Genomic DNA, 19,306 nt, shown 5'->3' with positions numbered 1-19,306 from the left:
AAAAACGAATATCTGGTACGTTGGGGAGTGGCTTGTCAGGGGGAGGACAATTTTAATAGAAAGAAATAATTTCAAGTGGATGTCCACGTCTTGTGCTAAAATGTTAGTAAAATGAGATACAAATGGGTATAGAAAACCATAGAAAACGAGGGAATGCTTCATGCCAATTTTAAACTGGCTTAATAGAGATAAGCATATCAGAGCTGCCGAACAGATTCCCTATCGGTTATTGGAACCGCAAGACGATTATTCCTTTGGCGTTGCAGATACATCGAATATGCTGGTACAGGGCGACAACCTAGACGCACTCAAAGCCTTATTGCCCTATTATGCTCGACAGGTTAAGTGTATTTATATTGATCCGCCATACAACACACGCAGTGCATTTGAGCATTATGACGACAACTTGGAACATGCCCAATGGCTTTCATTGATGTATCCACGTCTTGAACTGTTGCGTGAAATGCTTACGGAAGACGGAAGTATTTGGGTTTCAATCGATGACAGCGAAGCTCATTATTTAAAAATAATAATGGATGAAATTTTTGGGAGGAAGAACTTTTTGGCTAGCAACGTCTGGCAAAAAAGATATTCTAGAGAAAACCGTGAAGCTATTGGTGATGTCCACGAGTATATTTTTGTTTATGCTGTCAACCCTGATAAGTTTAAAAAAACCAGAAATCTTGTTTCAATGACTGAGGCACAAGCAAAAGTATACAGAAATCCTAACAATGATCCTAGAGGTAGGTGGCGATCTGTTCCGATGACAGCTCAAGAAGGTCATGCTACACCAGAGCAATTCTATGAAATAACTACTCCATCAGGGAAAACCCATCGTCCTCCTGAGGGTCGATGCTGGGGTATGGCAAAAGCTACTTATCAACGCTTGCTTGCAGAAGGGAAAATTTACTTTGGGAAGAATGGTGACAGTCAGCCAAATCTTATAAGATACTTATCAGAAGTTCCCGGCGTAACCCCATGGACTTGGTGGCCTTCTGATGAGGTTGGGCACACAGATGAATCAAAAAAAGAAATTCATGCTTTGTTTGGTAAGGTAAATGCTTTTGATAGCCCTAAACCAGAGCGTCTAATGCAACGTATTTTGCAAATTGCTACCAACCCTAATGACCTCGTTCTAGACAGTTTCCTCGGTTCAGGCACTACTGCCGCAGTGGCCCATAAAATGGGCCGTCGTTACATCGGTATTGAAATGGGAGAACACGCGAAAACCCATTGTGTACCGCGCTTGCAGAAAGTGATTGAAGGTGAACAGGGCGGAATATCAGAATTGGTGAATTGGAAAGGCGGCGGAGGATTTCGGTACTATCAGCTAGGCTCAGCGGTGTTTGATTCCGAGGGACGGATCAATCCACAAATTCAATTTGCTAACCTCGCTGCCCATATCTGGTTTTCTGAAACTCGCTCAGCCCTTCATGAAAAAGCGGATAGCCCATACCTTGGGACACATAACGGAACGGCCTATTACCTCCTTTATAACGGGATTTTGGGGGACAAGCGCCCAGACGGAGGCAATGTGTTGACTTCGAAAGTTCTGTCCAATCTTCCCAGCCATGACGGGCCAAAAGTGATTTATGGTGAAACCAGTCGCCTCGGGCAAGCCCGCCTTAAAGACCTCAATATTATTTTCAAGCAAACACCCTATGATGTGAAGGTGCGTTGAACGATGACAAGTATATCGCTAAAAACATACCAAATTAATGCCTTGGACAGTCTGAAAACCTATCTGGAACAGGCTCGTTTTCTCGGCGCGAAAACCGCTTATGATGCCCATAAAAAGCCTGGAGTCGTGAACATTCGCGCGTTTAACTCATTGCCCGCCTCTCTCGATAGTGTTCCTTATATCTGCCTTCGTTTACCGACCGGGGGTGGAAAAACCCTTCTTTCCGCGCAAACAGTTCGGATAGCATCGGAAAGCTATCTAGAAAGAGAATTTCCGTTGGTTCTATGGTTGGTCCCGAGTAACACTATTCGCTCGCAGACACTGGAAACCCTCAAGACCCCAGGTAATTATAATTACGAAACTCTACGAGAAGCGTTCAATGGCAATTTTATAGTTTTGGACATAACAGATTTCACGCAAATCCGTCCACGTGATTTAACGAGTAAAGCTGTGATTGTCCTCGGCACCATGCAAACAATCAAAACCGAAGAAGCTAATACGGATTCGCGTAAAGTATATGCGCATAATGAAAATCTTGAACCGCTTTTCAGTAAAATTCCTGCAGGATTTACCGGATTTGACACAATCAATAACGGTGAAGACAAAGGGAAAATCCGATTTTCTTTTGTAAATTTTCTGCGGATGCACCGCCCTCTTGTTTTAGTGGACGAAGCGCACAACAACGCAACCCGTCTAGGCTTTGAGGTGTTTGAACGTGTAAACGCTGCTTGTGTTGTCGAATTCACGGCGACTCCCGCCTCAAATAGCAATGTGTTGCATAGTGTTTCTGCGATGGAGCTTAAAGCCGAAGAAATGATTAAACTCCCTATTGTGCTGACTGAACATAAAACATGGCCTGAAGCGGTTAGGGACAGTATTTTGCAACGCAAACGGCTTGAAGTTTTATGCCAAAAAGAGACACAATATATTCGACCAATTGTTCTGTTTCAGGCCGAAAACCAGGGTCAAGAAACCACTTGGCAGGTCTTGAAGGATCACTTGTTAACAAATGAAAATATCCCAGAAGAAAAAATCGCAATAGTAACAGGTGACCAGCGAGAACTCGACGGAATAAATCTATTCGATCCGAAATGTCCGATTGAGTTCATCATCACGGTGCAGGCATTAAAAGAAGGCTGGGACTGTTCTTTTGCATATGTATTTTGCTCCGTTGCAAATATCCATTCCGCAAAAGACGTTGAACAGATTTTAGGTCGTGTTTTACGGATGCCCTACGCAAAGCGACGCAAAAATGAAGTATTGAATCGCGCTTACGCCTACGTATCATCGATATCTTGGCCCAATGCTGTCACGCAACTTCACGACCGTCTTGTGGAAAAGATGGGTTTTGAAAAAGAAGAAATTGACGAGAGCTTGGAGCCCCGTCAACCTAGCTTTGACTTCGCAGACGATCAACCTTATGAACCGTTCCGACAGCCCGATCCGGTTGTTGTAACACTTTTCCAAGAAGTAGATTTAGGCGATCTCTCTGACGCAGATAAACAAGCCATAGTTATGGCAAAATCCGACACGGGTGAGATGATAGCCACAGTTGTGAGTGCTATTAGTTCCGTTGCTTTGGAAAAACTTGTTTCCCATGTCGCCCAAGGAAGTCAAGCTGAAACCAGACTTAAACTGCATTTACATCAATCCGCCACACAACGAGCAATCGCTCCCGTCAATCGTGGCGAGAAATTTATTATTCCACAATTGTGCCTATTCATTGATGGTGAACTAGAATTACCAGACGATGAGATTTTTCTTTATGCCGCGGATTGGAAACTAATTGGTCCTGCCCAACTAACCGAGACAGAATTTTCTTTACAACCAGACGGTATGACTTTTGCGATTGATATTTTGGATGGGCATGTCCGCCAATCTATTGTAGCCCCCGCTGAACAACTAAACCTTGACTTTGTGGATACAGGTTGGACAGTAAATCAGTTGTCCTATTGGTTAGATAAGCGTCTACGCATGCCTGATGTTCCGCAGCCCCAAATGATAGAATTCATCCGGCGTACCGTTGTTTTGCTTGAAGATGAGCGGAAAATCCCACTCACGGCACTTTCACGCGGACGTTTTTTACTACAAAAGGTTTTGATTAGCAAAATTAGCCAATTGCGCAAACAGGCCAAACAGCGCGGGTACCAGATCCTCTTATTTGGGCCGTCGCCGAGAGTCCAAGTTTCCTACGAATACAGTTTTTCTTACGAACCTAATGCGTATTTTCCTCAGCGCCAGTATAAAGGAATATATGATTTTAAAAAACATTTTTATCCTAATATATTTGAGATGAATGGTGAAGAAGCAGAGTGTGCTTGGGCTATCGAAATGTTGGGGGATCGCCTCAAATATTGGGTGCGGAATATTGAACGAGATTCACGTTCTTTCCGCCTCCAAACTTCGACGGATTATTTTTACCCTGATTTTGTGGCCCTCCTAGAGGATGGACGCGTACTTGTTGTGGAATACAAAGGGGATCTCTACAACCCCCAAGATGTCGGCGAAAAGGACAACCTTGGACAACTATGGGCCAGAGAAAGTCAAGGTAAGGGCGTTTTTCTCATGGCTTGGAAACAGGACGATCAGGGTCGTAACGTTCATCAACAATTGTTGGCAACTATAAACATAGGGATTCAAAAATAGCCTCGAAAACAATTAATGAACTTAACCCTCCCACGTATTTTAAACGTTTGGAGAGCGTTCCTTTGCTACTTGTTAGGTTGTGCGCGAGCTTGCGGTGCGATAATACTACTTTCAGATCCTCAGAATACCTAGAGGTTTCAAAGTATGATGACGGATTGGGTGTCATGCAATAAGGACTGATACAAACTGAAAGTATACGCCCCCCGCACAATTCAATAATATTTTTAGAAGGCCTCGGTAAGTGTAAGCACTCCGGGGCCTTTCCATATTAACTTATCTTTTGACTTTTTTCTCGGTACTCTATCCGTACCAACGATTTAATGTACTTCTTTCTTTCTATCTGCCAAGCGGGCAAAATGTCATTATATAACGTGGGCTGTCCGCATAGTTCACAGTAGCGAGCATTCCAATCGTTTTCATGGCCGTATTCGTGACATTTATTACTGCCAATAATGAATTTAGAATAAACAATGCGCATGATCCCTCTGGTAGTAGATTTGTTGACCTCCGTACCACAAATTTTACAGTACTTCGTACAAAGTGAAAAATGGGTGTTACCGCACGTCTTGCAGGTAGGAACGGGTTTGCTTTTATAGAGATCAAGCCGCTTGAGGTTGTTTACCCTTGTAAAAAGTGCCGGACTTGATACCAAAAACTCAGCGGTAACGTTGGTAATGAAGTTACAATTTAAAATAAGAATTTTTGGCATGAGTAAGCGGGATGCAAATTCATCGGCTTCCCTTTCTTCGCAAATCAGATCCGCTTCGGATTTCATGCGAGATGGTATTAAAAGGTGTCCGAGAAAGATATGCCCCAGTTCATGTGCCAATGTAAAATTACAGCGCCTATGCGGAGAAAAATCAAATGAACCAATCTTTCGGGAGTTGAACATTATACAATAACCAGCTTCTTTACCGTGATATCCGGCAGCGGCATCAAGATTCTCGGAAAACTGGTCGCTTTCCTTATATTTTAGTTTAATCGTGTTGCTGGAGATAATTCTTTCCAGGAGTTTGAAGCAGTTGATAGGGTATTCTGTAATCTTATAACGTTTTACAAACTCTTTCAGCCTAAGGCTGATCATATCATGGCTGTTTTGAGATAACTTATCAATGGTTAAATACTTCGAGTTAAAATATTTCATGTTTTAACCTCTTAATAAAAGAATTATCGTTTCTTCTTAAGCTCCAAGAATTTCTCAGCCATACTCTTTAATATTTCCCGATCATTCTCAGTAAGTTCTTTTGATACCCGATATGCAACGTTAGCCCAATCCTCATCAGTACTGAACATCTCTTTCACGCCGCGTCTGACGTCAACAACTTTACCTTTTGAATCTTTAAATACCAGCTCAAAGAATTTATCTTTGTCATGAACTTCCTCAACATATCCGGCTAATTTCATTAAATCACGATATTCCATCTCTGTGGCATCAGCGAGGTCAAGCAATTTAGCAGGGGTCGGCTTGTCCCAACCCATTAAATAACCCGGTGTCGTTTCCAATGCTTGAGCTAACATTTCAAGCTTATCAATGCCTAGGTTTTTGATAAAGCCTGTTTCATAGCGTTGCAAAGTTGACTTGCTCATTCCTGTTTTATCAGCGAGATCCTGGTACGACAATCCGAGACTAAGTCGTCTATCTTTGATTCGTTCAATGATCTTTTCCATTTCTGATTTCTTCATTTTGGTAACAACCTTTCAACACTTATAAAGATAATATAACCATTTATTCATATATGCAACAAGAATATATTGGCAAGAAAAATGTCGCATAAATGGGTTGTGCTCTTTTGCAAAAAAGACTAAGATAATCACATCCCACTGCTGCAACGAATGAAAGAGGTGACTTTGAAATGGACATGAACAAATTGAAAGAGAAAATCTTAGAGAAAGGGATAACTTATGAGGAATTAGCACTGGGGCTTGGAATTACAGTAAAAACTTTAAATTTGAAACTCAGTAAACGATCACGTATTACAATTCAAGATGCAGAGGATATGTCTAAAATACTAAATATAGAAAACCCAAGTAATATTTTTTTTGCATCGCAGTCCTAAAAATGCAACGAAAGGAGAAAAAATGAACGTGCCTAAATCTTGGCCCAAAGCCAATCTATCACAAAACGCTCGGATAATACTCGAAAAACGTTACTTGAAAATAGGAGAAACCCCGGAAGATATGTTTTATCGAGTAGCAAAAGTGGTCGCTGGAGTTGAAGAACAAAAGTTTGGTAAAGACGTTCAGGTCGTGACTCGGGAGTTTTACAACATGATGGTCAATCTGGAGTTCATGCCAAACTCACCGACACTTATGAACGCCGGACGCGAATTAGGCCAGCTAAGTGCATGTTTCGTTTTGCCAGTCTATGACTCGATGGAGGAAATATTCGACTCGATAAAAAATGCCGCCATCATCCACAAATCAGGCGGTGGTACAGGGTTCAGCTTTTCAAGGCTACGTCCTAAAAATAGTATGGTGCGTTCAACTGGTGGTGTTGCTTCTGGGCCTGTCTCTTTTATGAAGGTGTTCAATGCTGCAACGGAGGCTGTCAAGCAGGGGGGAACCCGGCGCGGGGCTAACATGGGAATTCTGCGGGTCGACCACCCAGACATATTGGAGTTTATCTCTTGCAAAGAGGATAACTCGGAGATAACAAACTTTAATATTTCGGTCGGAATAACTGACGCTTTTATGGACTTGGTGAAAAGAGAGGCGAACTACAATCTTATCGATCCTTGCACTGGCACTGTGACCGGGACGCTATCGGCAGTCGAAGTTTTTAATAATATTGTTGACCATTCATGGCGTAACGGGGAACCCGGAGTAATCTTCCTGGACAAAATGAACGCCGACAACCCCACCCCACACATCGGTGAGATTGAGGCCAGTAACCCTTGTTCAGAGCAACCACTTTTGCCCAATGAGGCATGTAACCTAGGCTCCATAAACCTAAAGTCCATGGTTTGTGAGAAAGATGGCAAAACGGTTATTGACTGGAAGCGTCTTAGTGATGTAACTAGATTAGCTGTGCATTTTCTGGATAATGTTATCGACGTGAATCAATACCCACTACCAGCAATTGACGCGATGGTGAAGGGAAATCGAAAGATCGGACTAGGTGTGATGGGGTTTGCAGATGTTCTCATAATGCTTCAAATGTCCTATGCGTCCGAGGAAGCGGTGGAATGCGCCGAAGAAATTATGGACTTTATCCGAGCTGAGGCCAGAGAAGAATCTCAACGTTTAGCACAGGAACGAGGCGCGTTTCCTAACTATGAGGGTTCGAAGTGCCCGGAACTTCGTAATGCGACGCTTACAACCATTGCCCCAACAGGAACTATCTCCATGATATGTGGTGTCTCCGGTGGAGTGGAGCCGATTTTCGCTGTGGCGTACACGAAAACTGTTATGGATGGCATTCCTTTTATCGAAGTCAACCCATTGTTTGAGAAATGCGCTAAGCAATATGGGTTTCACTCGGAAGAATTGATGCAAAAAATCGCCGAGCGCGGAACAGCTCTTGGACTGCCAGAAGTTCCAAGATGGGTGCAGGAAGTTTTTACAACTGCCCAAGAAATCGAACCTGAATGGCACGTTAAGATGCAAGCCTCATTCCAAAAGTTCACAGACAATGCGGTGTCGAAAACCATTAACTTCCCAAGTAAAGCGACACGCGAAGATGTCGCAAAAGCATACCAACTCGCGTATGACCTTAACTGCAAAGGTTTGACCGTCTACCGAGACGGTAGCCGAGAGGGACAAGTCCTCACGACTGGGACAAGCCTGCCGAAGATTAACACAGAAGAAGTCCAAGTCATAAAACCACGACCGAGGCCGGATGTCACAACAGGAACAACCGAAAAGATTAAAATCGGTTGCGGAAACCTTTATGTAAGCGTCAATTCTGATGAAAAAGGTATCTGTGAAGTGTTTACAAACACTGGACGGGCCGGGGGATGTTCTTCCCAATCAGAGGCGACAGCGCGGCTCATATCAGTGGCGCTTCGGTCGGGCGTATCTGAGGAAGATATTATCGAGCAAATCCAAGGTATCCGGTGCCCGGCATGTGTACGACGTGAGGGTGTAAAAGTGACATCATGCCCGGATGCCATTGCACGGATCATTAAAAAGCAGATCGGAAAAGGAGGTGGGGAAGATGTAAAACCAGCGATTGGGGTCGTCGAGGTATCCGAGGCCAAGAAGTGCCCGGAATGTGGGATGCCAATTAATCACGAAAGCGGGTGTGTGGCCTGTGTCCATTGCGGATACTCAAAATGTATGTGAGAAGTTAGATCAGCTGATATCAGTCATGACTAGGATAGAAAAGAAAATGAGCGGGAATTGCCTGCAAGCAACCCCACTCGATGAGAAAATTAACACTTCTAGTATACCCCAAAAAGTAACTCTTGTGGAGATTAGAGCAGTATTAAATGTAAAAAGAGAAAAAGCTAAAGATCTTTTGAAGAAATATGGCGTTAGAAAGCTTTCTGATTTGAGTCCTTCGGATTACCCGGAATTTCTTAGAGAAGCCGAGGTGATGTAGTGGGGGAACACGCACTACTATCGGCCTCTAGCTCTCACCGATGGCTGCTTTGCACACCATCGGCGGTGTTGGAACGTTCCAGGGAGGACAAGTCCAGTAATGCCGCTGCCGAGGGAACGGCGGCACATGAGCTGTCGGAGCACAAACTCAGAGAATTTCTAAAGATTAAAACAATACGGCCTGTTTCCAAATATGACTCTTCAGAGCTTGAGTATTATACCGATGCTTATGTTGGCTTTGCCTGTGAGCTGATAAGCGAAGCATACGCGCGGTCAAGTGACCCAGTAATCCTCGTCGAGCAGCGGGTGGACTTTTCGCATTTCGTACCGGAAGGCTTTGGGACAGCCGATCTCATGGCAGTGTCGGATAAGAAAATGGAAATTCTCGATTTAAAGTACGGAAAAGGTGTTCAGGTATCGGCTGACGATAACCCCCAACTCCGATTATATGCTCTTGGGGCCTTAGCGATGTACGACTATCTGTATGACATCGAGTCGGTACGCATGACAATCTGTCAGCCTCGTTTGGATAATTACTCATCTTGTGAAATGTCCGTGAGCGAGCTACTTCACTGGGCCGAAAATGAGCTTAAGCCCAAGGCCCAATTAGCCATAAAGGGTGAGGGAGAATTTTGCACCGGGGAACATTGTCGGTTCTGCAAGGTCAGAGCAACGTGCCGGGCCAGAGCAGACCGGAACTTCGAGCTTATAAAACTTGATTTCCAAAAGCCTGCTTTATTGACGGATGAAGAGCTTATAGAGGTGTTGAGCCGCGTGGATGAGCTGAAACGGTGGGCCTCCGATGTCTGGGCCTATGCCGAGGAAGAGGCCATCGCCGGACGTAAGTGCTGGGATGGGTATAAAGTAGTTCAAGGCCGATCCTCCCGGAAGTACACCGATGAAGCTGCGATTGCCGAAGCAGCTATCGCAGCAGGATTTAAGGAAGAGGATATTTATTCTGTAAGTCTCCTTGGAATAACCGCAATGGAAGCGCTTATGGGTAAAAAACTGTTTAATGAGACTCTCGGTGATCTGATTGCAAAGCCAGAGGGCAAGCCAACTTTTGTGGTTGGTACGGATAAGCGCAAGGAATACAACGCAGCGATGGAAGCGTTTGGAGAATAAAGAAAAAAGGGGTAATTTGAAAATGGCTATTAAAGTTGTAACAGGAAAAGCAAGACTCTCTTATGTGAGAGTATCGGAACCAGTATCGGTAAATGGCAGCGATCCGAAACACACTTGTCGGGTATTAATTCCTAAGACAGATAAAGAAACAGTCGCCAAGCTCATGGAGGCAGAGGCCGAGGCAGAAAAGGCCGGGATCGCAAAGTTTGGTGCGGGTTTCGCGGGTAAGAAGAACACCAAGATGCTGAAAGATGGGGATTTGGAAGAGGATGAATCCTGCCACGGTCACTACTTTATCAACACAAGTAATAAGAACAGACCGTATATCGTGGATCATAAGGTACAACCGATCTTAGACACGACAGAGGTTTATTCCGGGTGTTATGCCAGAGTTAGTTTAGACATTTACCCTTACAACGCAGGGCTGAATAAAGGGGTAACTTCCACGCTTAACGGAATCCAAAAGGTCGCCGATGGTGAGTCACTTGGCGGGGTTAGGCACAAAGCTGAGGACGACTTTTGTATCATCCCGGAAGATGACGACTTTTTAAGCTAAGAAAGGCGGGGAATTAACAATGGATGAGATCAGAGAGGCTCTTAGAAACCATGCGAGAGTCTTGGAAGAGATTATAAAAATACAGAATGAGCATCAAGAGTCCATTTTAACCCTCGGAAATATAATTTTAGACGACGAGTATTACACTGTCGAAGAGTATGCTGCCATGTCAAGCCAACCAATAAAACCTTTAGAGTTAAAGATGTTAAAAAGCGTTGCGTTCCATCTAAGTAGAAAACATGATGTTGCGGTGGATGGTAACGAGTTTCGCCTTGATATTCTTCGGGAAGCCTTCTCATGGACGTTCTAGGAATCGATATCGAAACCTTCTCAACGGTTGATTTAAAGAAGGTCGGGGTGTACTCGTACACCTCGGCCCCTGCCTTCGAGATACTCCTCTTCGCCTATGCTTGGAACGATGATCCGGTACAACTGGTGGACTTAGCGGCTGGTAAAACAATACCGACGGATGTATTAGCGGCTTTGACCGACGATAGTATCATCAAAACCGCTTTTAATGCCGCATTTGAACGAACCTGTTTATCGGTCTACTTGAGGAAGCTCCTAGCATCAGACTCTTGGCGCTGCACAGCGGTTCAGTCGGCGATGTTGGGGCTTCCCCTTCATTTAGCGGGGGTAGCGAAAGTTCTGGACTTAGAGCAGCAGAAAATGACTGCAGGTAAGGCACTTATTCGATACTTCTGCAGCCCTTGCAAACCAACAAAAGTCAATGGCGGTAGAACGAGGAACAGCCAAATCCATGCCTCAGAAAAGTGGGCCACTTTCAGCGAGTATTGCAAACAAGACGTTGAGGTTGAAAGGGCCATTCGGGTAAAGCTCTCAAAGTTCCCCATTTCCAATAAGGAACAAGAGCTATGGACACTCGACCAAAGGATCAACGACCGGGGAGTTTTGATCGATACCAAGCTCGTTGAAAACGCAATCGAGTGCGACAAACTTTACAAGGCTGGCGTTACCGACGAGGCAAAAGAACTCACCGGATTGGACAACCCAAACTCGGTGGCTCAACTCAAAGATTGGCTCTTGTATAACGGGATAGAGGTGGTAAGTCTTTCTAAAAAGGTTGTGGCTGAGATGGCTGGAACATCTCAGGGTGAGATTCAAAAGCTACTCCGGTTACGGCAGGAGATGGCAAAAACATCTGTCAAAAAATACAACGCAATGCAGCGGGCGGTTTGCCCGGACAATAAGGTAAGAGGTTTGCTCCAATTTTATGGGGCCAACCGGACTGGCAGATGGGCGGGGCGGCTCGTTCAGGTTCAGAACCTCCCACAAAACCACTTGCCTGACCTAAAAGACGCGCGGGATATAGTGAAGTCCGGGGAGTTCGACTTCCTTGAAATGCTTTACGAAAGTGTTCCAGGCGTGCTCTCGGAGCTCATTCGCACAGCCTTTATCCCTGATAAGGGCCACAGGTTTATCGTCGCCGATTTCTCGGCAATTGAGGCGAGGGTCATCGCTTGGCTCGCAGGTGAAGCGTGGCGCATGGAAGTGTTCAAGACTCATGGGAAGATTTACGAAGCTTCAGCTTCACAGATGTTTAAGGTCCCAATTGAGCGCATCGTTAAAGGGAACCCGGAGTATGAGTTGAGGCAAAAAGGGAAGATCGCAGAGCTTGCTCTTGGGTATGGCGGCAGCGTCGGTGCTTTAACAGCGATGGGAGCACTGACCATGGGGGTCAAAGAAGATGAGCTGAAACCACTTGTTGTAGCATGGCGTGCGGCGAATCCTAACATTACAAAGTTTTGGTGGGATGTGGACAAGGCTGCGATTAACGCGGTGAAGAATCGAATCCCACAATCGGTCGGCGATATTAAGTTCATATTCAAGAGCGGGATATTGTTTATCACGCTTCCTTCGGGCCGGAATCTCTCCTATATCAAACCGAAGCTGAAACTTAACAAGTTTGACCGCGAGGGCCTTGTATACGAGGGAATCGGCGAGAACAAACAATGGGGCCTGATCGACACCTATGGACCCAAATTGGTGGAGAATATCACTCAGGCGGTCGCACGCGATTGCCTCGCAGAAGCTATGCTACGAATCGACAAAGCTGGATACAAGATAGCATTTCATGTCCACGATGAAGCTGTAATCACCGCACCAATCGGAGAAGGGTCGCTGGAGGATGTGTGCAGCATAATGGGCCAGCCAATAAGCTGGGCCGCAGGGTTGCCATTAAAAGCAGACGGATTTGAAGCAGAGTTTTATAAGAAGTAAGAGGGGAAGTCGAATGGATTTATTAGCATTAGTATTTATGCTTACAGGTTTTGGGGATATGGCCTACGGTAACACCTTGGCTGCGATCTACTTCTCGCTTGTCTCGATAGCTTGTTTACAAGTGTTAATCTGGCTAAATCGTTAAGGGGGAGAACAATGAATTTAAACCATGATGGCAATATAACCATCTCAGTGGGTAGCTCACGAACGGAGAAGGTATGGGCACAAAGGGATATGAAGTGGTCGGAGCTGGCAGAAAAGCTCTCTCAGCCGACCTACACTGGGGAAACTGTTGCAGAATATCTGAAGATGCCCAAAGACAAACAGGACAATATTAAAGACACTGGGGGCATGGTTGGTGGCAAACTCGAAGGTGGGGTGCGTAAGAACACGAGCGTTGTGTTCCGCAGCGTTCTCACCCTCGACTTGGATTATGCTCAACCGGATGTTTGGGAAACCATAAAAATGTTCAATGGAAGTGCCTTATGCATTTATAGCACGCACAAGCACACACCAGAGAACCCAAGACTCAGGCTCGTTGCACCATTTGCAAGAGTGGTATCCCCCGATGAGTACGCAGCTTTGGGGCATATGTTTGCAAGTCAAATTGGCATCGAGCAGTTTGATGACACTAGCTACGAACCTGCGCGGCTAATGTACTGGGGGAGCACATCGAGCGACGGTAAACACGTTTTTGAAATACAAGATGGGCCTTGGTTAAACCCGGATGAAATCCTTGCTAAGTATGACGACTGGAAGGATGCTTCGAGCTGGCCGGTGTCCTCGCGAGTGGGCCAGCAGCACAAGAAGTTAGCTGCTAAACAGGGCGACCCACTAGCGAAGAGGGGCACTCTTGGGGCTTTTAACAGGGCATATCCAATAAGCGCAGCCATCGAAACATTTCTTCCAGAAGTTTATGCCCCATGTGATGTGGAGGATCGATACAGCTATGTTGGTGGATCAACTTCTGGGGGCTTGGTTATATATGACGACGACACTTTCGCTTTTTCACACCATGCTACAGACCCTATAAGTGGAAAGCTTGTTAACGCTTTCGATTTAACACGAATACACCTGTTTGGTGCTCTGGATGATGGAGTAGATGAGAGCACACCACCAAGCAAACTGCCATCCTATAAAGCGATGCAGGAGTTAGCGGTCAACGATGGGGCTGTTAAGCAGCAGCTTATGGCTGAGAGTATGGCAGCGGCGCAGGAAGAATTTAAGGACACTGAAGACTGGGCCAAGAATCTAGAATATAAAACGGATGGAACGCTGAAAGCAACCATCGATAACATTCGTTTGATCATGGAGAACGACCCAAACCTAAGGAAAACCATCGGGTACAACCAGTTCGCCAGTCGTATTGAGCTATTAAGAGATTTACCTTGGCGCGTGATGGATGAGAACACTTACTGGCTGGATTCGGACGACGCAGCCCTGCGACACTATTTAGAAAGGTACTATGGCATTAGTCACACCGGAAAAACTATGGATGCATTGTCTGTAATTGTTGAGCAGAACAAGTTTAACCCCGTTAAAGAGTATTTGAACAGCCTCACTTGGGACGGAATCAAGCGCCTCGACACCCTGTTCATTGATTACTTCGGAACTGAAGACCACGAGTACACGCGGGCTGCAACACGAAAGATGATGTGCGCAGCGGTCGCGAGGATCTTTAACCCAGGGTGCAAGTTTGACTATATGCTTCTAATGATTGGTAAACAAAGCCTTGGAAAGAGCTATTTCATTAAAATGCTGGGCGGCAAATGGTATTCAGACAGCCTGGCGAGCGTAACCGGAAAAGAAGCCTACGAGCAATTGCAAGGAGTGTGGCTCATCGAGATGGGCGAGCTATCAGCAGCCAAAAAGGCGGACGTTGATGCGCTGAAACACTTTATCACGAAGCAAGAGGACATCTTTCGCTCGGCATACGGCAGGCGAACGGAGGCGCATCCACGCCAGTGTGTCTTTTTAGGAACCACCAATGATTATGAGTGCCTAAGAGATACAACAGGGGGCAGACGCTTTTGGCCGATTAACGTGGGTAAGGGTAAAAACGATATGTGGCAGGACTTAAACGTTGACCAAGTGTGGGCTGAAGCAGTCCAAGCGTTTCATGCCGGGGAAAAATTATTTCTCCCGCAGGAACTTGAGGATTACGCTAACCTTGTTCAAGCCGAGCACACCGTGGAAAGTGACAAGGCGGGTATGATCTATGATTATCTGGAAACGCTTCTTCCTGAAGATTGGGACGACATGGACTTAAGCGAAAGACGACTGTTCCTTACCGGGGACTTCACAAGAGGCGAAGGGAAAGTTAAGCGAACTAAGGTGTGTGCCGTAGAAGTATGGTGCGAGTGTTTTGGGGGAGATCCGAAGCAACTCACCAATTCCCAGTCCAGAGAAATCAGGGGTATTTTGGATCATGCCAAGGGTTGGAGTCGGAACCCAGGAAAGCTCAGATTTAAGTATTATGGTGTCCAAAGAGGATATATGAGGGATTAAGATCGGCAACACCCTTTTATGTTGCCGTGTTGCCTTAAAAGACCTATCGGCAACATAAAACGGCAACACCCCTAAGCCTTAGGAGGGAGCTGGTTTGAGGGTGTTTGTTGTCATTGTTGCCTATATATATTATAAAAGATTAAAAACAGGATAGGGACAATAAACCAACACTATATATCCTGAATACACGCTTTTTAAACTTTAGGAAAACAGGGGCAACACGGCAACATTGGCAACAAAATCGAATAGAGGTGCTTCATTGTTAGAACGTCAGATTGAACAAAAACTAAGGTTAGCGGTCAAAGCAAAAGGCGGCCTCGCTCTAAAATTTGTCTCGCCCGGTACTGCTGGAGTACCTGACAGGATAGTGCTTGCCCCCGATGGTCGGGTGTTCTTTGTAGAGCTTAAGGCTCCAGGAGGTATCCTCTCACCTAAACAAGTAAAAATGGCCCACACCCTATTTGGATTGGGGCACGTTGTTTGGGTGATAAACAACCAGGAGCAGATACAAGAGTTGGTCGGACTTCTATGAAATATACCCCTCATAATTATCAGGAGTTTGCAACAAAACAGATCCTAGACAAGCCAGCGTGTGCGTTGTTTTTAGACCTCGGGATGGGGAAAACGGTCATCACATTAACCGCAATCAATGAGCTTATTCATCAAACCCGCAGGGTGCTAGTGATAGCACCTCTCCGGGTGGCCGAGGACACTTGGAGTAAAGAGTGTGAGAAGTGGGATCATCTCAAACACTTGAGGGTTTCTAAGGTTTTAGGACCTGAGAAAAAGCGTCTGGAAGCCCTCAAAACCAAAGCTGACATTTATATCATCAACCGCGAGAACGTAGCATGGCTGGTCATGCACTATGGAGCAAAGTGGCCCTTCGATATGGTTGTGATAGATGAGTTGTCGAGTTTTAAGTCCTCCAAGTCAATCCGCTTCAAGGCGCTGCGGAAAGTAAGACCTCTCATCAAATGGATCGTAGGACTTACCGGAACACCAGCGCCGAATGGACTTTTGGACTTGTGGCCACAGATGTATCTGCTCGACCGGGGCGAGCGCCTCGGAAAAACACTCGGGGGGTATCGTGATAGGTACTTTACGCCAGACCAGCGGAACCAGGAAGTGATTTACTCTTGGAAGCCAAAGCCAAATGCTGAGGCAGCAATCTATAAAAAGATTGCAGACATCTGTGTGAGTATGAAAGCCCAAGACTTCCTTGATATGCCTGACCGGATCAACAACTATGTGCGTGTCACAATGTCCCAGAAGGAAAAGGCCCTCTACAAACAACTGGAAAAGGACATGCTGTTACCCTTCAAAGGCGGCGACATCGATGCGACTAACGCTGCGGTTCTCTCAAACAAGCTGCTACAGATGGCTAACGGTGCTGTCTATGATGAGTTTGGTGCTGTTCGGAAGATCCATCGACGCAAGCTGAACGCTCTTGAGGATCTCTGGGAGAGCGCGAATGGGAAGCCCATCCTTATATTCTACGCATTTAAACACGACCGGGACAGGATCAAAGAACTGTTCAAGAACTCTAGGGAGTTAAAGACTTCACAGGATATAACCGAATGGAACGATGGCGACATCGACGTGGCACTCGCTCATCCTGCTTCAGCCGGGCACGGTTTAAACCTTCAAGCCGGAGGCCACATTATCATTTGGTATGGAATCCCTTGGAGTTTGGAGTTATACCAACAAGCCAATGGGCGGTTGCACCGACAGGGGCAGAACGAGACAGTAATCGTGAACCATATCGTCACTGACGGAACTGTTGATGAGGATGTTATATCGGCGCTGGACCGCAAAGAAGCTGGACAGGCTACGCTTCTGAGGGCTGTGCGAGCGAGACTTTGAAGGGGGAAGCTAAAAATGCAAAGAATCAATGAGTTTACAGAGGTTCTGACTCCAATTGCGGAGTTGCTTGAGCAAAAGAACCATGACTATGGGCGGTCATATGACAAGCTACGAGAGGAATTCGGCGAGATTTCCTTCCTTATAAGGCTCGGAGATAAGATCAACAGGCTGAACACCTTGGTCGAGCATCCGGCCCAAATCACGACCGAGGCTGTGGAGGATACAATCAAGGACATCATCGGGTATTGCACTCTTGAGTTATGTTACAGGAAAGGAGCCGCGCAAGTTGGACGATATTAAGGAGTATGATACCGTCTTTTTAATGCTGGTTGAACTCACCCGCGCGAATAAAATGTACCCACAATTCCATTCTCCGCACGAAGGGTATGCTGTGCTGCTAGAAGAAATGAACGAACTGTGGGATGAGATTAAAAAGAGGCAGCAGGACAAGACCCGGATGCTCGAAGAGGCGATCCAAGTTGGGGCTATGGCGATTAAGTTTATTAAGTCATGCTGCAAGGAGGAAGCGAGAGATGATTAAAGTAGAAGAAATTGAAGTCATGAATTTTGAGGGCGCTTTAAGGGGCATGAGAAATCCCCTTGAAAGTTGGGGTCAATCAGACAGCAAATATATATCTGGTGAATTCGTTTTAGGAGAAAAAGACTTAGAAGTAGCCCTGAAACTTGTTAAGGCTGGTTCAGATCACTCCAAATTTATGAGGCAGATATTTGTCTCTATGGATATAACAGCACCTATGTCCTGGTGGTGGGATTTTGATACCTATAAAGTTGCCACAACCAAAAACAGCACAAGCAGGATGCACAAACTAGGAACTAGAACATTAGATTTCAGAGATTTTAGTGTCGATGACGAAGATGGAGAGATCAATATTACTCCATTAAGGAAGTACGTTCTTGAAGATATAAATAGACGGATCAAAGAGTATCAGCAACTAAAGAAAACGGATGTTAAAGATGCTAGAAAGCTATGGAGAGACATTATCTTAGATTTACCTCAAAATTATAATTTTCTCTCGACGTGGACAGGTAGCTTTGAAAATCTAAGAAATGTATACCATGCCAGAGAGCATCATAAACAAAGAGAGTTTAGAGAATTTTGTAAGATTCTCGAATCACTCCCTTACAGCGAATTAATTGTTGCAAAGCAAGGAGTAATATGATGACGAATGTAGAGGCGCTGCTCACGAATTATAAAGAACTGAAACGCACACTTGATCTTCTAGCATTTAGAATTAAATATTTTTCCGGCCTAAGCGGGGATCATATTATCGAAGAGCTGACCTTTACAAGTCCTCAAGGTGAGAGGGTTACGACAAGCGGGGTATCGGATAAAACATTGAGGATCGCACTTGAGTACCAAAACGTTTCATATAATCAAGGGAAGGAAATATTACAAGAATTGATTGGGAGACACAACGCACTGAAGAGTGATATTGATTTTTTAGAGCTTTGTATCAGTTTATTGGAAAAGGAACTATCCGATGTCGCCACCGACCTGTTCATCAACGGGATGGATTCTGCGCAAATTGGCGCTAAATATAATCTTTCACGATCATCAATAAACAGGTATCGGTTAAAAGCTATTGCAGAAATCACTAAAATGTACCAGGAGATTCTTATGGTAGGATGACACAAAGTTGGAACATGTATGACACAAAGTCGGAACACACGTGAGACAAAATACGTGCTATAATTATGATGTGGAAAAGATTAATAAAGGCTCTTGGACAACTTGTCCGAGGGCCTTTTCTAATTCTTCCATTCTCCTCTCAATTTTTACTATAAAGCGCGGCCTTCGGGCCGCGTTATCTTTTTGGACCTTTCATATTAGGAGTGACAACAATGAGTAAATGCAGACGGTTTGAAGCAAATGAACCGGGTTTGATAGTCAACTGCGTCAACTGCAAGCTGTGGAACGGAACTCGGTGCAAAGACGAAATCAGTATGACCACTGATATTGACGACAGTGATGAGTTTAAGGAATACGAACGAATGATGCGGAAGAATAAAGGGGTTCGAGGACCTTTATAAAAGGAGTAACAACCGTATAGCTGCATAAAAATCAAATTACTTCTGGTACTACCTTCCAGACATGTCTGTCTAACTTGCTTAATAATAAATAA

19 protein-coding genes are annotated in these 19,306 nt (G+C 45.1%); 17 read left to right on the top strand and 2 right to left on the bottom strand.

Annotated features, from left to right (window positions below; translation table 11 throughout):
- Nucleotides 1-160: 160 nt before the first annotated feature.
- Both E4K68_RS07640 and E4K68_RS07635 read left to right on the top strand, forming a co-directional pair.
- The gene (locus tag E4K68_RS07640; RefSeq protein ID WP_135378342.1) at nt 161-1,681 is read left to right on the top strand and encodes a site-specific DNA-methyltransferase; all 1,521 of its coding nucleotides are present in this window, start codon (nt 161-163) and stop codon (nt 1,679-1,681) included.
- Between the two features lie 3 nt (nt 1,682-1,684).
- The gene (locus E4K68_RS07635; protein WP_135378341.1) at nt 1,685-4,327 is read left to right on the top strand and encodes a DEAD/DEAH box helicase family protein; all 2,643 of its coding nucleotides are present in this window, start codon (nt 1,685-1,687) and stop codon (nt 4,325-4,327) included.
- Between the two features lie 268 nt (nt 4,328-4,595).
- Here E4K68_RS07635 and E4K68_RS07630 read toward each other — a convergent pair whose 3' ends face one another.
- Both E4K68_RS07630 and E4K68_RS07625 read right to left on the bottom strand, forming a co-directional pair.
- Entirely contained in the window at nt 4,596-5,471 is an 876-nt protein-coding gene (locus E4K68_RS07630; RefSeq protein WP_135378340.1) for an ImmA/IrrE family metallo-endopeptidase, read from the bottom strand.
- A gap of 23 nt (nt 5,472-5,494) precedes the next feature.
- Nucleotides 5,495-6,010: a helix-turn-helix transcriptional regulator gene (locus E4K68_RS07625; RefSeq protein WP_135378339.1), complete on the bottom strand. Its 516-nt coding sequence runs from the start codon at nt 6,008-6,010 to the stop codon at nt 5,495-5,497.
- Between the two features lie 185 nt (nt 6,011-6,195).
- On the opposite strand from E4K68_RS07625, the gene E4K68_RS07620 reads away from it, so the two are divergent.
- The 15 genes from E4K68_RS07620 to E4K68_RS07550 all read left to right on the top strand — a co-directional run bounded on the left by E4K68_RS07620 (nt 6,196) and on the right by E4K68_RS07550 (nt 19,214).
- On the top strand, nt 6,196-6,384 hold the full coding sequence (locus tag E4K68_RS07620; RefSeq protein ID WP_158291388.1) for a helix-turn-helix transcriptional regulator: 189 nt from the start codon (nt 6,196-6,198) through the stop codon (nt 6,382-6,384).
- 22 nt (nt 6,385-6,406) lie between these two features.
- Nucleotides 6,407-8,611: a vitamin B12-dependent ribonucleotide reductase gene (locus E4K68_RS07615; protein WP_135378337.1), complete on the top strand. Its 2,205-nt coding sequence runs from the start codon at nt 6,407-6,409 to the stop codon at nt 8,609-8,611.
- A complete protein-coding gene (locus E4K68_RS07610) occupies nt 8,580-8,870 on the top strand; it encodes a hypothetical protein (protein ID WP_135378336.1) in 291 nt (96 codons plus the stop codon). The genes E4K68_RS07615 and E4K68_RS07610 overlap by 32 nt, the downstream gene beginning before the upstream one ends.
- Complete coding sequence (locus E4K68_RS07605) at nt 8,870-9,994, top strand: DUF2800 domain-containing protein (RefSeq protein WP_135378335.1); 1,125 nt, start codon at nt 8,870-8,872, stop codon at nt 9,992-9,994. The genes E4K68_RS07610 and E4K68_RS07605 overlap by 1 nt, the downstream gene beginning before the upstream one ends.
- Before the next feature lie 22 nt (nt 9,995-10,016).
- Nucleotides 10,017-10,550 carry a DUF2815 family protein gene (locus E4K68_RS07600; RefSeq protein ID WP_135378334.1) on the top strand — a complete coding sequence of 178 codons (534 nt, stop codon included), beginning with the start codon at nt 10,017-10,019 and terminating at the stop codon, nt 10,548-10,550.
- 19 nt (nt 10,551-10,569) lie between these two features.
- A complete protein-coding gene (locus E4K68_RS07595; protein ID WP_135378333.1) occupies nt 10,570-10,860 on the top strand; it encodes a hypothetical protein in 291 nt (96 codons plus the stop codon).
- On the top strand, nt 10,848-12,791 hold the full coding sequence (locus tag E4K68_RS07590) for a DNA polymerase (RefSeq protein ID WP_135378332.1): 1,944 nt from the start codon (nt 10,848-10,850) through the stop codon (nt 12,789-12,791). Before E4K68_RS07595 ends, E4K68_RS07590 begins: the two co-directional genes overlap by 13 nt.
- Before the next feature lie 156 nt (nt 12,792-12,947).
- Nucleotides 12,948-15,299, top strand: a complete 2,352-nt coding sequence (locus E4K68_RS07585) for a virulence-associated E family protein (protein ID WP_135378331.1) — start codon at nt 12,948-12,950, stop codon at nt 15,297-15,299.
- Between the two features lie 259 nt (nt 15,300-15,558).
- A complete protein-coding gene (locus E4K68_RS07580; protein WP_135378330.1) occupies nt 15,559-15,831 on the top strand; it encodes a VRR-NUC domain-containing protein in 273 nt (90 codons plus the stop codon).
- Complete coding sequence (locus tag E4K68_RS07575; protein ID WP_135378329.1) at nt 15,828-17,162, top strand: DEAD/DEAH box helicase; 1,335 nt, start codon at nt 15,828-15,830, stop codon at nt 17,160-17,162. The genes E4K68_RS07580 and E4K68_RS07575 overlap by 4 nt, the downstream gene beginning before the upstream one ends.
- Before the next feature lie 15 nt (nt 17,163-17,177).
- Nucleotides 17,178-17,462, top strand: coding sequence for a nucleotide modification associated domain-containing protein (locus E4K68_RS07570; RefSeq protein ID WP_135378328.1), 285 nt, complete (start codon nt 17,178-17,180; stop codon nt 17,460-17,462).
- The gene (locus E4K68_RS07565; RefSeq protein ID WP_135378327.1) at nt 17,449-17,703 is read left to right on the top strand and encodes a hypothetical protein; all 255 of its coding nucleotides are present in this window, start codon (nt 17,449-17,451) and stop codon (nt 17,701-17,703) included. Before E4K68_RS07570 ends, E4K68_RS07565 begins: the two co-directional genes overlap by 14 nt.
- Nucleotides 17,696-18,343, top strand: a complete 648-nt coding sequence (locus tag E4K68_RS07560; protein ID WP_135378326.1) for a hypothetical protein — start codon at nt 17,696-17,698, stop codon at nt 18,341-18,343. Before E4K68_RS07565 ends, E4K68_RS07560 begins: the two co-directional genes overlap by 8 nt.
- Nucleotides 18,340-18,813, top strand: a complete 474-nt coding sequence (locus E4K68_RS07555; RefSeq protein ID WP_135378325.1) for a hypothetical protein — start codon at nt 18,340-18,342, stop codon at nt 18,811-18,813. The genes E4K68_RS07560 and E4K68_RS07555 overlap by 4 nt, the downstream gene beginning before the upstream one ends.
- Nucleotides 18,814-19,025: 212 nt before the next feature.
- Nucleotides 19,026-19,214 (top strand): hypothetical protein, encoded by a 189-nt coding sequence (locus E4K68_RS07550; RefSeq protein ID WP_135378324.1) that lies wholly within the window; start codon nt 19,026-19,028, stop codon nt 19,212-19,214.
- The last annotated feature ends 92 nt before the right edge of the window (nt 19,215-19,306 follow it).

Source organism: Desulfosporosinus sp. Sb-LF, assembly GCF_004766055.1.
Taxonomy (GTDB): Bacteria; Bacillota; Desulfitobacteriia; order Desulfitobacteriales; family Desulfitobacteriaceae; genus Desulfosporosinus.
Note: the sequence above shows the minus strand (reverse complement) of the source record. Positions and strands in the feature narration are given on the sequence as shown.

Coding starts and splice junctions, on each gene's coding strand:
- E4K68_RS07615 (WP_135378337.1), top strand. CDS start 6,407: ATGAACGTGCCTAAATCTTGGCCCAAAGCCAATCTATCACAAAACGCT.
- E4K68_RS07635 (WP_135378341.1), top strand. CDS start 1,685: ATGACAAGTATATCGCTAAAAACATACCAAATTAATGCCTTGGACAGT.
- E4K68_RS07595 (WP_135378333.1), top strand. CDS start 10,570: ATGGATGAGATCAGAGAGGCTCTTAGAAACCATGCGAGAGTCTTGGAA.
- E4K68_RS07570 (WP_135378328.1), top strand. CDS start 17,178: ATGCAAAGAATCAATGAGTTTACAGAGGTTCTGACTCCAATTGCGGAG.
- E4K68_RS07590 (WP_135378332.1), top strand. CDS start 10,848: ATGGACGTTCTAGGAATCGATATCGAAACCTTCTCAACGGTTGATTTA.
- E4K68_RS07585 (WP_135378331.1), top strand. CDS start 12,948: ATGAATTTAAACCATGATGGCAATATAACCATCTCAGTGGGTAGCTCA.
- E4K68_RS07640 (WP_135378342.1), top strand. CDS start 161: ATGCCAATTTTAAACTGGCTTAATAGAGATAAGCATATCAGAGCTGCC.
- E4K68_RS07555 (WP_135378325.1), top strand. CDS start 18,340: ATGATGACGAATGTAGAGGCGCTGCTCACGAATTATAAAGAACTGAAA.
- E4K68_RS07630 (WP_135378340.1), bottom strand. CDS start 5,471: ATGAAATATTTTAACTCGAAGTATTTAACCATTGATAAGTTATCTCAA.
- E4K68_RS07575 (WP_135378329.1), top strand. CDS start 15,828: ATGAAATATACCCCTCATAATTATCAGGAGTTTGCAACAAAACAGATC.
- E4K68_RS07625 (WP_135378339.1), bottom strand. CDS start 6,010: ATGAAGAAATCAGAAATGGAAAAGATCATTGAACGAATCAAAGATAGA.
- E4K68_RS07550 (WP_135378324.1), top strand. CDS start 19,026: ATGAGTAAATGCAGACGGTTTGAAGCAAATGAACCGGGTTTGATAGTC.
- E4K68_RS07600 (WP_135378334.1), top strand. CDS start 10,017: ATGGCTATTAAAGTTGTAACAGGAAAAGCAAGACTCTCTTATGTGAGA.
- E4K68_RS07560 (WP_135378326.1), top strand. CDS start 17,696: ATGATTAAAGTAGAAGAAATTGAAGTCATGAATTTTGAGGGCGCTTTA.